The sequence below is a fragment of the Pseudomonas sp. D47 genome, assembly GCF_045447305.1.
GTDB lineage: Bacteria > Pseudomonadota > Gammaproteobacteria > Pseudomonadales > Pseudomonadaceae > Aquipseudomonas.
Genome location: NZ_JBJGXU010000021.1, coordinates 17506 through 31677 on the forward strand (window position 1 = coordinate 17506; position 14172 = coordinate 31677).

10 protein-coding genes are annotated in these 14172 nt (G+C 59.5%); 8 read left to right on the forward strand and 2 right to left on the reverse strand.

What is annotated here, in order from left to right; all coding sequences use genetic code 11:
* The first annotated feature begins 10 nt into the window (after nt 1–10).
* The 6 genes from ACI77I_RS15855 to ACI77I_RS15880 all read left to right on the forward strand — a co-directional run bounded on the left by ACI77I_RS15855 (nt 11) and on the right by ACI77I_RS15880 (nt 7830).
* Nucleotides 11–1456 (forward strand): alginate O-acetyltransferase, encoded by a 1446-nt coding sequence (locus tag ACI77I_RS15855; RefSeq protein WP_094952167.1) that lies wholly within the window; start codon nt 11–13, stop codon nt 1454–1456.
* Between the two features lie 24 nt (nt 1457–1480).
* A complete protein-coding gene (locus ACI77I_RS15860; protein WP_094952159.1) occupies nt 1481–2590 on the forward strand; it encodes a mannuronate-specific alginate lyase in 1110 nt (369 codons plus the stop codon).
* A gap of 240 nt (nt 2591–2830) precedes the next feature.
* Nucleotides 2831–4363: an MBOAT family protein gene (locus ACI77I_RS15865; protein WP_094952158.1), complete on the forward strand. Its 1533-nt coding sequence runs from the start codon at nt 2831–2833 to the stop codon at nt 4361–4363.
* A gap of 11 nt (nt 4364–4374) precedes the next feature.
* Nucleotides 4375–5559, forward strand: a complete 1185-nt coding sequence (locus tag ACI77I_RS15870; RefSeq protein WP_242154540.1) for an alginate O-acetyltransferase — start codon at nt 4375–4377, stop codon at nt 5557–5559.
* Nucleotides 5560–5575: 16 nt separating this feature from the next.
* Entirely contained in the window at nt 5576–6229 is a 654-nt protein-coding gene (locus tag ACI77I_RS15875; RefSeq protein ID WP_094952156.1) for an alginate O-acetyltransferase AlgF, read from the forward strand.
* A 149-nt stretch (nt 6230–6378) separates the two neighbouring features.
* On the forward strand, nt 6379–7830 hold the full coding sequence (locus tag ACI77I_RS15880; RefSeq protein WP_094952155.1) for a mannose-1-phosphate guanylyltransferase/mannose-6-phosphate isomerase: 1452 nt from the start codon (nt 6379–6381) through the stop codon (nt 7828–7830).
* A 137-nt stretch (nt 7831–7967) separates the two neighbouring features.
* Here the strand turns inward: ACI77I_RS15880 and ACI77I_RS15885 are convergent, their stop codons facing one another.
* Nucleotides 7968–11684 carry a dermonecrotic toxin domain-containing protein gene (locus ACI77I_RS15885; protein ID WP_094952154.1) on the reverse strand — a complete coding sequence of 1239 codons (3717 nt, stop codon included), beginning with the start codon at nt 11682–11684 and terminating at the stop codon, nt 7968–7970.
* Nucleotides 11685–11937: 253 nt separating this feature from the next.
* Between ACI77I_RS15885 and ACI77I_RS15890 the strand changes: the two genes are divergently transcribed.
* Together ACI77I_RS15890 and ACI77I_RS15895 are read left to right on the forward strand one after the other, a co-directional pair.
* A complete protein-coding gene (locus tag ACI77I_RS15890; RefSeq protein WP_406997937.1) occupies nt 11938–12402 on the forward strand; it encodes a multidrug transporter in 465 nt (154 codons plus the stop codon).
* Between the two features lie 14 nt (nt 12403–12416).
* Complete coding sequence (locus ACI77I_RS15895) at nt 12417–13229, forward strand: SDR family oxidoreductase (RefSeq protein WP_242154538.1); 813 nt, start codon at nt 12417–12419, stop codon at nt 13227–13229.
* Here the strand turns inward: ACI77I_RS15895 and ACI77I_RS15900 are convergent.
* On the reverse strand, nt 13226–14083 hold the full coding sequence (locus ACI77I_RS15900) for a LysR family transcriptional regulator (protein ID WP_094952151.1): 858 nt from the start codon (nt 14081–14083) through the stop codon (nt 13226–13228). The genes ACI77I_RS15895 and ACI77I_RS15900 overlap by 4 nt on opposite strands.
* Nucleotides 14084–14172 lie beyond the last annotated feature (89 nt).

Below are 14172 nucleotides of genomic sequence, written 5' to 3' on the forward strand. Positions count from 1 at the left end.
GATGACCCTTATGCACCCACACATGATCAAACTGCTGAGCCTCTCGGGTCTGACCCTCGGCCTGCTGGCGGCCAGCCAAGGCGTACGCGCCGACGAAATCAAGGCGCCGACCTTCACTGCCGAACCGTGCTGCAGCCTGTGCCCGGCTGCCCACGACGCGAAAAACTACACCACGCGTTACCAGCAGAACTTCACCACTCTGGTGCAAGCCCAGGGCGACTGGCTGTTCCGTACCCAGGAAGACCTGCGCACCGAATTCGACACCAGCCCCGCCGGCTACAAACGCATGCAACAGCTGCACGATGCGTTCAAGGCCAAGGGCGTGGAACTGGTGGTGGTGTACCAGCCGACCCGTGGCCTGGTAAACCGCAACAAGCTCAACCCCGACGAGAAAGCCAAGTTCGATTTCGACAAGGCACTGGGCAACTACAAGACCATGCTCGGCCGTTTCGCCAAGATGGGTTACGTGGTGCCGGACCTGTCGCCGCTCACCAATGAGCAACTGCCGGATGAACTGCCGGCCCACGATTTCTACTTCCGTGGCGACCAACACTGGACGCCATACGGTGCCCAGCGCACGGCGAAAATCGTCGGTGCCAAAGTGCGTGCCATGCCCGAGTACGCCGAGATTCCCAAGCGCGAATTCGAGACCAAGCGCTCGGGCCGCATGGGCAAGACCGGCACCCTGCACAACATGGCCGGGCAACTGTGCGGCACCAGCTACGCGATCCAGTACATGGACCAGTTCACCACCGAGCCCAAGGGCGAAGCGGGCGACGGCGACCTGTTCAGCGATTCGGGCAACCCGCAGATCACCCTGGTGGGCACCAGCCACAGCGGCAAGAACTACAACTTCGCCGGGTTCCTGGAACAGGAAATCGGTGCCGACATCCTCAACGTCGCCTTTCCTGGCGGTGGCCTCGAAGGTTCGATGATCCAGTACCTGGGCAGCGAAGAATTCCAGAAAACCCCGCCAAAGATTCTGATCTGGGAGTTCTCGCCGCTGTATCGCCTCGACCAGGAGACCATCTACCGCCAGATGATGTCGCTGCTCGACAACGGCTGCGAAGGCAAGACTGCGCAGATGACCGCCAGCACGACGTTGAAACCCGGCAAGAACGAATTGCTGGTTAACAGTTCGAACAAAGACCTGCGCAACGCCAACCATCAGGTTGATATCCGCTTCGCCGACCCGTCGGTGAAAACCCTGCAAGCCACCCTCTGGTACATGAACGGGCGCCACGAGGACATCAAGATCGAGAAACCCGAAACATCCGACACAGACGGGCGTTTCGCCTTTGAACTGCGCACCGATGAAGACTGGGCCTCGCAGAACTTGCTGGCCGTGGAAGTACAAGGCCCCGAAGCGGGCGCTGCCGCGCAGAAAGTCGAAGCGAAAATTTGCACACGCAACGTATTCCCGGCCAGCGGTCAACAGACCGCTTCAAGGCCGTGAAATAAGCGCGCAATGAGGTTACCTATGCAGAAGTTATTGATTCCATCGTTGCTGGGCCTGGCGATCTTCGCCGGCGCAGCCAACGCCGCCGCCCCGCTGCGTCCGCCTCAGGGCTACTTCGCACCGATCGAAGCGTTCAAGACCGGCGACTTCAAGAATGACTGCGACGCCATGCCGGCGCCGTACACCGGCTCGCTGCAATTTCGCAGCAAGTACGAAGGTTCGGACAAAGCCCGTTCCACCCTGAATGTGCAATCCGAAAAAGCCTTTCGCGACAGCACCGCCGACATCACCAAGCTGGAAAAAGACACCAGCAAGCGCGTGATGCAGTTCATGCGCGACGGTCGCCCGCAGCAGCTGGAATGCACGCTCAATTGGCTTACGAGCTGGGCCAAGGCGGATGCGTTGATGTCCAAGGACTTCAACCACACCGGTAAGTCCATGCGCAAATGGGCGCTGGGCAGCATGGCTTCGGCCTATGTGCGCCTGAAGTTCTCCGACTCGCACCCGCTGGCCAACCACCAGCAGGAATCGCAGTTGATCGAAGCCTGGTTCAGCAAAATGGCCGATCAGGTCGTCAGCGATTGGGACAACCTGCCGCTGGAAAAAACCAACAACCACTCTTACTGGGCCGCCTGGTCGGTGATGGCCACGTCCGTCGCCGTCAACCGCCGTGACCTGTTTGATTGGGCGGTGAAGGAATACAAGGTCGGCGCCAACCAGGTCGATGACCAGGGCTTTTTGCCGAATGAATTGAAGCGCCAGCAACGGGCTTTGTCGTACCACAACTACGCACTGCCGCCGCTGTCGATGATCGCCAGTTTTGCCTTGGTCAACGGTGTGGATCTGCGCCAGGAAAACAACGGCGCGTTGAAACGCCTGGGCGACAAAGTGCTGGCCGGGGTCAAAGACCCGGAGATCTTCGAGAAGAAGAACGGCAAAGAGCAGGACATGAAGGACCTCAAGGAGGACATGAAATTCGCCTGGCTTGAGCCCTTCTGCACCCTCTACACCTGCGCCCCGGATGTGATCGAGCGCAAGCACGGCATGCAGCCGTTCAAGACCTTCCGGCTGGGCGGTGACCTGACCAAGGTCTACGACCCGACGCATGAAAAAGGCAACAAAGGCAACTGATACACAGCTCCCACACCTGGACTCGGTCCAAAAGTGGGCGCTGGCTTTATGTGGGAGCTGGCTTGCCTGCGATGCAGACACCTCGGTGATTCAGACAAATCGAGTTGATCCCATCGCGGGCAAGCCCGGCTCCCACACAAGCCAGCTCCCACACTGAAACGTGTACACCCTCCCGAATTTGATGGGGGGTTTGGGGGGGCCGTTGGCCCTTGACTGTCTGTTAAACATGGAGAGATCGGGATGGTTTTCTCGTCCAATGTGTTCCTGTTTCTGTTCTTGCCGATCTTTCTCGGCTTGTATTACTGGAGCGGGCAACGCTATCGCAACCTGCTGCTGCTACTGGCCAGCTATGTGTTCTACGCCTGGTGGCGAGTGGACTTCCTGGCGCTGTTCGCCGCCGTCACGCTGTGGAATTACTGGATCGGCCTCAAGGTCGGTGCGGCCGGCGTGCGCACCAAGCCGGCTCAACGCTGGCTGCTGCTCGGCGTGGCAGTCGACCTGTGCATCCTCGGCTACTTCAAGTACGCCAACTTCGGCGTCGACAGCATCAACGTGATGATGAAGTCGGCGGGCCTGGAGCCGTTCATTCTCACCCACGTGCTGTTGCCGATCGGGATCTCGTTCTACATCTTCGAGTCCATCAGCTACATCATCGACGTGTACCGCGGCGACACCCCGGCCACCCGTAACCTCATCGACTTTGCGGCGTTCGTGGCGATCTTCCCGCACTTGATTGCCGGCCCCGTGTTGCGCTTTCGCGACCTGGCCGACCAGTTCAACAACCGCACGCACACCCTCGACAAATTCTCCGAGGGCTGCACGCGGTTCATGCAGGGTTTCATCAAGAAAGTCTTCATCGCCGACACCCTGGCGGTGGTGGCCGACCATTGCTTTGCCCTGCAAAACCCGACCACGGGCGATGCGTGGCTCGGCGCGCTGGCCTACACCGCGCAACTGTACTTCGACTTCTCCGGCTACAGCGACATGGCCATTGGTTTGGGCTTGATGATGGGTTTCCGCTTCATGGAAAACTTCAAACAGCCATACATCAGCCAGTCGATCACCGAGTTCTGGCGCCGCTGGCACATCAGCTTGTCGACCTGGCTGCGTGACTACCTGTACATCACCCTGGGCGGCAACCGTAAAGGCACGCTGACCACCTACCGCAACCTGTTCCTGACCATGCTGCTCGGTGGCCTGTGGCACGGTGCGAACATCACCTACATCGTGTGGGGCGCCTGGCACGGCATGTGGCTGGCGATTGAAAAAGCCATCGGCCTCAACACCGCGCCGCGCAGTTTCAACGTGGTGCGCTGGGCCTTCACCTTCCTGCTGGTGGTGATGGGCTGGGTGATCTTCCGCTCGGAGAACCTGCACGTCGCCGGCCGTATGTACGGTGCGATGTTCAGCTTTGGCGAGTGGTCACTGTCGGAGCTCAACCGCGCCAACCTCACTGGCCTGCAAGTGGCAACCCTGGTGGTGGCGTACGCAACGCTGGCGTTCTTCGGCCTGCGCGACTTCTACACCAACCGCCCTGCCGAGAAAGCCAAGCCGGCCGACCCGAGCCTGATCAAGGCCGTGCCGGGTGACAACCCGGACAGCATCCACCAGCCAGGTTTCACCGTCGGCCAGGACGCCGCCGTGCAACCGGCTTACTGGACCGCTGACTGGCCACGCTACGCCATGCGCGCTGCGGTGCTGCTGCTGTTTGTGGCATCGATCCTGAAACTGTCGGCGCAGAGTTTCTCGCCGTTCCTTTACTTCCAATTCTGAGGGAGCCGACCATGACCCGTTCATTCCGCGTCCTCTATATCGCGCTGTTCCTACTGGTGCTGCTGGCCCTGGGCGCCTGGTCCATGCGCAGCTTCTTCGGCTTCAGCACCAATGCCGACGCGACGGTGCTCAACGGCCGCTGGACCAAGGCCGTCGAGACCCACTACGACGACCAGTTCCCGATCAAGCGTATCGGCACCAACCTGTGGGCGGCGCTGGACTACAAGCTGTTCAACGAAGGCCGCCCTGGCGTGGTGCTGGGCCGCGATCACTGGCTGTACAGCGACGAGGAGTTCAACCCCGCCGTCAATGAAGACCAGAACCTTGAGGGCAACTACGCGCTGGTCGAAGGCGTACGCCAGAAACTCAAGGCCCAGGGCATTCAATTGGTGATGGCGATTGTGCCGGCCAAGGTGCGCTTGTACCCAGAACACTTGGGCGAAGTGAAACCAGCGAGCATCCACGCCAACCTGTACCAGGACTTCCATGCCCGTGTCGCCGCCGACAAGATCATCGCCCCTGACCTGCTTGGGCCCCTGCAACAGGCCAAGCTGGGCGGCCAGCAAGTGTTCCTGCGTACCGACACCCACTGGACGCCGGACGGCGCCGAAATCGCTGCCAAGCAATTGGCCAAGGTGATTAGCGAAAAGACCCCGCTCAGTGGCGAGCCACAGCGCTTTGTCACCGAAGCTGAAAAGACCGAACCGCACAAAGGCGACCTGCGTCTGTTCCTGCCGCTGGACCCGCTGTTTGAAAACCTGATGCCGCCCAAAGAACCGCTGCAAAAACGCGTGACGCATTTGGCTGAAAACAAAGGCGACGACGCGCTGTTCAGCAACAGCGAAACCCCGGTGGCACTGGTCGGCACCAGCTACAGCGCCAACCCTAACTGGAACTTCGTCGGCGCGCTCAAGCAAGCCTTGCACAGCGATGTCATCAACTACTCCGAAGACGGCCACGGCCCGATTCTGCCGATGCTCAGCTACCTGAAAAGCGACGACTTCAAGAACAGCCCGCCACAGGTGCTGATCTGGGAGTTTCCTGAACGTTATCTGCCCGTCAACAACGAAATCGGTGACGCCGACCCGCAGTGGGTTGCGCAGCTTAAAAAAGCCGGTTCGCGCCAACAGAACATGGCACTGAATACACCCGCTAAACACCAAAAATCCGAGACGCCCGACCGGGCGCAAAACTGAAAGAGAGGTAACTCACATGACTTTCACTACTACTGCGCGTCATCTCGCTAAGACTCTGGCCCTGGCTGCCGGTATGAGCTTGGTATCCCTGTCCGCCTTCGCCGGTGACGCTGCCTTGTACGGCCCTGTCGCACCGAAAGGCTCAAGCTTCGTACGTGTCTACAACGCATCCAACCAAGAAGTGAGCGCCACCGTCGGCGCGACCAACCTGAGCGACGTTGCGCCACTGGCCAGCAGTGACTTCAGCTTCATGCCCGGCGGCGACTACAGCGCCAAGGTCGGCAGCCAGACCGTGCCGGTCAAACTCGCCGCCGACCACTACTACACCCTGGTCAACAGTGGCAGCGGCCAGCCGCAACTGATCGAAGAACCGCCGTTCAAGAACAAGCAGAAATCCCTGGTACGCGTGCAGAACCTCAGCGACAAGGCCCTGACCCTGAAAACCGCCGACGGCAAGACCGACGTGGTCAAGTCGGTGGCCGCCAAAGGCCGTGGCGAGCGTGAAATCAACCCGGTGAAGGTGAGCCTGGCGTTGTATGACGGCGACAAGAAAGTCGGTGATGTGAAGCCGGTTGCGTTGGAACGTGGTGAAGCGGCGGTGCTGTATGTGACCGGTTCTGGTTCGAGCATTTCGCCAGTCTGGGTCAAGCGCCCAGTGTCGACCCGCTGATTAGCTTTTGAAATTGACGCTCCCCCTGTAGGAGCCGGGCTTGCCCGCGATGCTGACACCTCAGTGCATCAGTGACACCGAGGTGATGCCTTCGCGAGCAAGCCCGCTCCCACAGGCTCTGACCCAAATCGATTCAAGGAGAAACATCCATGATCCCAGTAATCCTTTCCGGTGGTAGCGGCTCACGTCTTTGGCCGCTTTCCCGTAAACAGTTCCCGAAGCAATTCCTGGCCCTGACCGGTGAGCACACGCTGTTCCAGCAAACCCTGGAGCGCCTGGTGTTCGAAGGCATGGACTCCCCAATCGTGGTCTGCAACAAGGACCACCGTTTTATCGTTAATGAGCAACTGAGCACGCGTAAGCTTGAGTGCCAGCGCATCCTGATGGAACCGTTCGGGCGCAACACCGCACCGGCCGTGGCCCTGACCGCGATGATGCTGGTCAACGAAGGCCGCGACGAACTGATGCTGGTGCTGCCGGCCGACCACGTGCTCGACGACCAGAAAGCCCTACAGCGCGCCCTGGCCCTGGCCACCGTGGCGGCCGAGCGTGGCGAGATGGTGCTGTTCGGCGTGCCAGCAACCCGTCCGGAAACCGGTTATGGCTACATCAAGTCCACCAACGATTCGCTGCTGCCCGAAGGCGTGAGCCGCGTACAGCAGTTCGTGGAAAAACCCGATGAAAAACGCGCCGTCGAGTTCGTTAAAAGCGGCGGTTACTTCTGGAACAGCGGCATGTTCCTGTTCCGTGCCAGCCGCTTCCTCGAAGAGCTGAAAAAGCACGATCCGGACATCTACGACACGTGCCTGCTGACCCTGGAACGCAGCGAGCAGACCGCCGACACCGTGACCTTCGACGAAGCCACCTTCGCCTGCTGCCCGGACAATTCCATCGACTACGCCGTGATGGAAAAAACCCAGCGCGCCTGCGTGGTGCCGCTGAGTGCGGGTTGGAGCGACGTGGGTTGCTGGGCTTCGTTGTGGGCGGTTAACGACAAAGACGCCAACGGCAACGTCAGCAAAGGCGACGTGGTGATCCAGGACAGCCGCAACTGCATGATCCACGGCAACGGCAAGCTGGTCTCGGTGATCGGCCTGGACAACATCGTGGTGGTGGAAACCAAGGACGCGATGATGATTGCCCACAAGGACAAGGTCCAGGGCGTCAAGCAGATGGTCAGCACCCTCAACGAGCAGGGCCGCAGCGAAACCCAGAACCACTGCGAAGTCTATCGCCCATGGGGTTCCTACGACTCGGTGGACATGGGCGGGCGGTTCCAGGTCAAGCACATCTCGGTAAAACCGGGCGCGTGCCTGTCACTGCAAATGCACCACCACCGCGCCGAACACTGGATCGTTGTCAGCGGCACGGCCGAAGTCACCTGTGACGAGAACGTGTTCCTGCTCTGCGAGAACCAGTCCACCTACATCCCGATCGCCTCGGTGCACCGCCTGCGCAACCCAGGCAAGATTCCGTTGGAGATCATCGAAGTGCAATCGGGCAGCTACTTGGGCGAAGACGATATCGAGCGGTTCGAAGATATCTACGGGCGCTCCACGCCAGTTGAGCGTGGCGTGTCGGTGAAAACTATCGCGCAGTAAAACAGTCGTAAAAGAAGCCCTCACCCAGCCCATTGCGTCCCCTATCCGCAGTGGGTTGGGTGGGGGCTTTTTCTTTCTGTTTACGCTGACTGCGAGGCCATGATTGGCCCCACCCAATACCGGCCAGTGCTATAGGCTCATATTTTTAAGCGCGTTAGACCACTACTAATAATGCGACTGACGGGGTCACGATCAGGACCGCCCCTGTACTTCAAAGGGATGGAGTGCGGTACATCCACATAGAAAATATGCGGATTATCAGGGGTTTGAATCACGTTTAACCCTGACGTATTGATTTCATAGTAGTGCGACATTTTATCCAAGGCATTGCCATGTTTACGTTGTCCAAAAATGGTCTGTGAAATCTGCTTGGTCGGCATATCTCCTGGCGCCAGGTCCGTAAAGTAATGCCTGCCCCGGCCTCGGGGCAGATCAACACCTCTGAAGTCCTTACCTGACGAAGAAAGCATGTAATCGACGTTGATCGTGTCATGCGCCTTACGGCTGGTGTAGTGATAAAAAATATTTTTCCCTTTGACGGGTGGTTCCATCAGCGCCTTTTCGCCCGGAAAACTTTCAGGCACATTAGGCCGCTTAAAGGCAGGTTGACCGTTTGCCGCGCTACTGGAGCCGGAGCTGCCTGAAGAACTGCCCTGGCCCGCCGCACGTTTGGTCCCTTGGGACGTCACCGTAGGATTGGGAGCGCCTCCCGGCAATTGGCTCGATCGCCATTGACCGTTTCCGGCGCCCTGCAAAAACGCCTGTATTCTATAAATTTTTGGCGTAGTCAAGGGCAGGCTGGGGTCTACGATGGCAACGCGTTGATCCCGTGCATGGAAGGCCGAATCAATCTGGTACACCCTTTCAACCATGGTTTTGTCGGTAAAGCGCACGTACCAATTGTCGCCGACGTTGTAGGTGCCGTCTGGCCGCAAAGGGCGGCCTTTGATGACGTCATCCGACACGGCGACGGCGCTCAGGTCGAGCTGTGGGCCCGCAGTCGTCTTGGGCGTCGGGACGATGCCTGTAGAGGGCTGCAGGACCACCGGGTTTTTGAATACCGGCCGCAACGGTGCGGCACGAAGGGTGGGGATACCCGATGCGGTCACGGAAAAATCAGAATAGAGCGCACGCGCCACGCCCGGGTTTTTGATCAGCCTCGGCAGGATTCGAGTACCGGCGCGCAAAGCCGTCACGCCGGCCTTGCCTAAGCGAACGCCCATAGACACGCCTTTGCCAATAACTGGCAACAAGTCCATAAAGATCAAGGCCACTTCAACGCCAAACAAGGCTTTGTTGGTTTTCGATTGAGCCGCGACCTCTGCGCTGCTGACCGATTGGTGGTCCGCTTGGTCGATGACCAACGCTACTTTCTGCTTGTACAGTTCATCCTGAAAATTGCCATTAATGGGCGTGAGTGTGATGGGATCTTTCGTCAATTTGAGTATATTGACGAGCGCACCAACGGTGCGGCCTGGGCTTTTAGTCACATCGAGCGCGTATTCCTTGACCGCCCTGCCCGCCTTAACCACATCATCTTTACTAACCGGTGTTTTTCTACTCGCGGTGTAGAGCTTCCACTCTTTTTTATCCATCAAGGCATTCAGGGCACTCATATCGGCCACTTCGCGAATAGAAATACCGTCGGGTGCATCTGGCGTGTGCAGCACCAACTGCGGGTCAGTGGTATTGCCAATTACCATGACGCCCTGAACCGGCAAACCACGTTGGACAAGGGTATTGGCGACAATGTTTTTTCCATCAACCTGAGGTCGGTTGGCCGGGTCAGGATAATCAAGAACAGCCGCAAGCCACTGCGCCCCCCGTTTGCTGCTGGTGTCTTGGGTAGCCTGTGCCTTATAGGTGTCCGGGTTGAGTGCAGAGACAAACGCCTCTTTATCCAAACTGTCGCTCACGTTGGCTTTCCACGCTTTACGCAGCTCGCCTGCAGCCCCCGACTCGGCGTCCGTAGCCAACTCCTTTTTAAGCAGTTGAGTATACGCGCCTCCCACATCAACGGTATTGACCACACCCCTGAGCTGCGAGTCCTCCAGGACCACCTGCTTACCGTCATCTCCCAGGATGGGCTGGCCGTGAATATCGATCAGCGGCAGTTTGTAAACGGCTTGGGCGAAACGACCTCTCTGGAGCTCCGGAAATTCGCTGGGGTTTTTCAGCGCCAGATCCGTCAGCGACACTTCGTGGTTTCGGACACTGACCGTATTAGAACTACTGGACCCGCCACCGTGAAGATTAGACCTGACTTGCACCTGCACCATTAGCTTGTCCGCATCCACCTGCGCGGAGGGGTACAGCGTTTTGATGGCTTTGTTCATCTGATCTCGGGAAAAGACGCCCAAGGGCGGAATTTTTTCAAGCAACGGTGTCAGTGCCCGCCTGCTGTTTGCCTCGGAAAGCTCCAGGACATCAAACAGTTCGTTTTGCGCAGGGTTCAGGTTTTTCAGCCACTCAGGCGCCAACTTATCGGCCAGCTTTTCATCCCGCGCCGCCATGGCATTATCGCCACTGAGCAAGTACGACCAGTCAGCGGCATCATCGACTGTCTGCAATGCCTTTGGATCGTCCGCTAGTCGGGCAAAAGCCCCTTTGACTTCCTCTTGCTGGCGCTTGAGCATCCAGGGTATCCCCTCCGCCAGCACATCCCCCGTCAAGGGTTCAGCGCTCAACGTCACATCGTTACCAGAAGGGGGCTCCGGCCTGTTTTGCAACGACAATGGCAGCGTTTGCAGCAACAGTTCAGCACTGGCTCCGCCCGCATCAATGCGCTGTGCAACCGCCTGGCGTGCCTGAGCTGGGGTCGCGAACTCTTCGAGCCCTTCGCCGGGGGTGTAGAGTACGACCGGCCCATTAGCATCATCGAGTGGCAGGGTCCGCCCGTTCGTCCAGGTGGGTGGCGTAGCGTGGGAACCATCGGTGCTGGTGATGAGGAAGCTGCCCGCCATCAACGCACCCCGCTCAGTACCGTCATCGATGGTCAGCGGGTAGACACCAGGGCGTGCACCATTAGGAAAGGCTTGTTCCCGTTCGGCCAGCGTTGGGTATTGCAGCGCGACGTCGATCAATCGCTTGCTCGCATTGCTCATTGTTCCATCGCTGACGCGCAACGCGGCCAGGGTCGACAGTTGCTGCTTGTGCAAGGTCAACACATGGTTTTGAGGAGACTCCACAACGTCGGGATCTCGCAACGTCGGGCGGGGGGTTGTCCAAAATGCCTGAAGGGCCTGCGCAAATTGCGTGACAACGCGCTGGGCAAGCTCATCCAGCGAGAATTTCGTTGCGACTGAGGCCCTCGTATAGGTAGCCGTGCTTGGGGCGAATACATCGGAACGCACAGCGCTGTCGTCTTCGACCTTCTTGTCAGGACTGGCCAGGCGTGCCGCAACCTTTCGGTTCAAGGCGTCCAGCAGCGGTTCCGAAGACAGCGTTTTCACGCTGCCATCGCGCAGTGTGGTCCGTTGCTCGAAGGTCAGGTCTTCTGGCTTCAGGTTCGGCCGGCCCGCCAACATTTGGGCCAGTTGCTGGTTCAGGAAATCTTGAAATTTCGGTTGCTGACTGTGCAAACGTTGCATGTCATGGGTTAGGTTGCGGTGCTGATAGTTGAATGCTTCCTGATTGCTGACATTGAATTGACTGACCAGTTGAGGGTACTGCACCTTGACCGGTGGTATTGCGGGGGAAGTGGGTAGAGGAATGCCCCCAGGCGCGTAGGTCAAAACAGGTGGAGAAGGCGCCAGCCTGTGTAAATTATTGGCAAGGGGGGCTTCGATTTCGTTTGAATCGTCGTGAGCGTGCGGGGTGATAAGGCGAGACGAATTTTGAGTGGATTGCAGCATAAAAGAGCCTTAATTGGAGGAATGGATGTCATCGCTACGCTCCCTGTAGGTCGCCAGATAAGTGACGGTTCAATGCGTGACTGTTCCCTCGCAAATGTAAGACGAAGTACCCTGGTACTATCAGCCAGCACCTGATGCCCTTGTAGGCACACTTGCGTAAAGTCCGTTCACTCCCCTTCCTCCTGGGACATGTACATAGGCAACCGCGCCCGACGACGGGTAGGATGGTTCATCCATTCGCGAGGCTGCCCCCATGTTCTTCGGCGTTCTTCTGATCATCACCTGGCTGATCCTGCTGCTGCGCTACCCCGCCAAGGCCTTGCCGGTATCCCTTGCCGCCGCCGTCGGCCTGGGCTTTGTGGCGATTTGGGTGGTGTGGCTGGACAACCGCGAAGCCTCACAACTGTCGCGCCTGGAACTGCGCATCAGCTATGCACCGCAGGAATGCCCGGCTGATCGCCCACTTAAACTGATCCTGAATAACGGCAACGACGTACCGCTGACCGAGCTGCGCTGGCGCGTCGCGGCTTATGCGCCAAGCGACTCGGTCAACCTGGCCGACAACGTCTACGCTGCACCACGCTACCGCGGCCCAGGCGAGCTGCAGGCCGGCGCTACTTGGGACGACTGCCTGCCGACGCCACCGCTGCGCCCTGGCTACCGCCCGCAAACCCTGGAATTTCGCGCCGAGCACCTGCAAGGCAGCTTCTCGGACTGACAAAGGATTGATCCATGCCCAACGTACTGATCACTGGTTGCTCCAGCGGCATTGGCCGCGCCCTGGCTGATGCGTTCAAGTCCGCAGGCTTCGACGTGTGGGCCAGCGCGCGCCGCGAAGACGACGTCGCCGCCCTCGCCGCCGCCGGCTTCAACGCGGTGAAGCTGGACGTCAACGACAGCGCCGCCTTGCAGCACCTGGCCGAGCAGTGGGGCGAGCTGGATGTGTTGATCAACAACGCCGGCTACGGCGCCATGGGCCCGCTGCTCGACGGCGGCACCGAGGCGATGCAGCGCCAGTTCGAGACCAATGTGTTTTCCATCGTCGGCGTCACCCAGGCGCTGTTTGCGGCGCTGCGGCGCAGCAAAGGCCTGGTGGTGAATATCGGCAGCGTTTCCGGGGTGCTGGTCACGCCGTTTGCCGGGGCTTATTGCGCGTCGAAAGCGGCGGTGCACGCATTGAGCGATGCCTTGCGCATGGAGCTGGCACCGTTTGGTGTGCGGGTATTGGAAGTACAGCCGGGGGCCATCGATACGCGTTTCGCGAAAAACGCCGGAGCCCAGGCTGAGCTGTTGATCAACGAAAAATCGCCCTGGTGGCCGTTGCGCGAAGGCATTCGCGCGCGCTCCCAGGCCTCGCAGAACAACCCGACCTCAGCCGAGCAATTCGCGGCGCAGGTGTTGAAGGCTGTGCAACAGCCCACGCCGCCACGGCTGCTGCGTGCGGGCAATGGCAGCCGCGCGCTGCCGTTGATGGCAGCCTTGTTGCCCAAGGCATTGCTGGAGACGGTGTTGAAGAAGCGCTTTGGGCTGACGGGTTCACTCTAACCCTTCATAAAATCAATAAACGCCCGCACCTTCAGCGGTAAATGCCGGGTGTCCGGGTACATCGCGTAGATCCCCTGCGGCGCAAAGCGATGGTCGGCCAGTAACCGCACCAGCCGCCCCGCGTCCAGATCCTCCTGCACCAGCCACTGCGGCAGCACCGCCACGCCGTGGCCGCGCACGGCGAACGCTTGAAGCACGGCGGCGCTGTCGGCCACCAGCGCCGTAGGGCCGGGGCGGTATTGATGCTCGCCACCGGCCGGGTCGGTCACGCTCAGTTCGGTTAAACGGCCATGGCCCAGTTTGGGCACCTGCTCCAACTCATCCAACGTTTGCACCCCGGCAAACTCGGGCGCCGACACCGCAAACACTTCGAAGGTCGACAACTGCACTGCGCGGTGGTTGGAGTCCAGCAGGCGGCCCAACCGAATCGCCACGTCAAAGCGTTCCGAGATCAAATCGGCGTGGGTGGAGGATGTGGATAAGTGAATGTTCAGATCCGGGTGCAAGCGGCGGAAGGCTTCCACCGCCGGGGCGACCACGGCCAGCGCGTACTCCACGGTGGTGGTGATGCGCAGCGTGCCTTTGAGCTGGGCGTGTTCGGAGCGCGCTTCTTCTACCGCCAGTCGCGCTTCTTCGAGCATGCGCGTGCAACGCAGGTAGAAGCGTTCGCCGGCATCGGTCAGCGCCAGTTGGCGGGTGTTGCGGGTCAGCAAAGTGACACCCAGTTCCGCTTCCAGGCGCTTGAGGTTGAAGCTGACTACGGCGCGGGTCTGGCCCAGCATATCCGCCGCAGCGGTGAGCGAACCGGCTTCTACTACAGCCTTGAAGGTGTCGAATCGGTCCAGGCTGACCATCGGCCGCGCCCTCCTTTGTCAAAATATTTTTGACAAACTAACAGGCAAACCGGCGTATCCCAAACCCTGCAGGCGGCCTACCCTGCCCG

Excerpts from the sequence above, each read along its gene's own strand:
- ACI77I_RS15875 (WP_094952156.1), top strand. The coding sequence starts at position 5,576 with ATGACTTTCACTACTACTGCGCGTCATCTCGCTAAGACTCTGGCCCTG.
- ACI77I_RS15900 (WP_094952151.1), bottom strand. The coding sequence starts at position 14,083 with ATGGTCAGCCTGGACCGATTCGACACCTTCAAGGCTGTAGTAGAAGCC.
- ACI77I_RS15895 (WP_242154538.1), top strand. The coding sequence starts at position 12,417 with ATGCCCAACGTACTGATCACTGGTTGCTCCAGCGGCATTGGCCGCGCC.
- ACI77I_RS15870 (WP_242154540.1), top strand. The coding sequence starts at position 4,375 with ATGACCCGTTCATTCCGCGTCCTCTATATCGCGCTGTTCCTACTGGTG.
- ACI77I_RS15860 (WP_094952159.1), top strand. The coding sequence starts at position 1,481 with ATGCAGAAGTTATTGATTCCATCGTTGCTGGGCCTGGCGATCTTCGCC.
- ACI77I_RS15865 (WP_094952158.1), top strand. The coding sequence starts at position 2,831 with ATGGTTTTCTCGTCCAATGTGTTCCTGTTTCTGTTCTTGCCGATCTTT.
- ACI77I_RS15885 (WP_094952154.1), bottom strand. The coding sequence starts at position 11,684 with ATGCTGCAATCCACTCAAAATTCGTCTCGCCTTATCACCCCGCACGCT.
- ACI77I_RS15855 (WP_094952167.1), top strand. The coding sequence starts at position 11 with ATGCACCCACACATGATCAAACTGCTGAGCCTCTCGGGTCTGACCCTC.
- ACI77I_RS15890 (WP_406997937.1), top strand. The coding sequence starts at position 11,938 with ATGTTCTTCGGCGTTCTTCTGATCATCACCTGGCTGATCCTGCTGCTG.
- ACI77I_RS15880 (WP_094952155.1), top strand. The coding sequence starts at position 6,379 with ATGATCCCAGTAATCCTTTCCGGTGGTAGCGGCTCACGTCTTTGGCCG.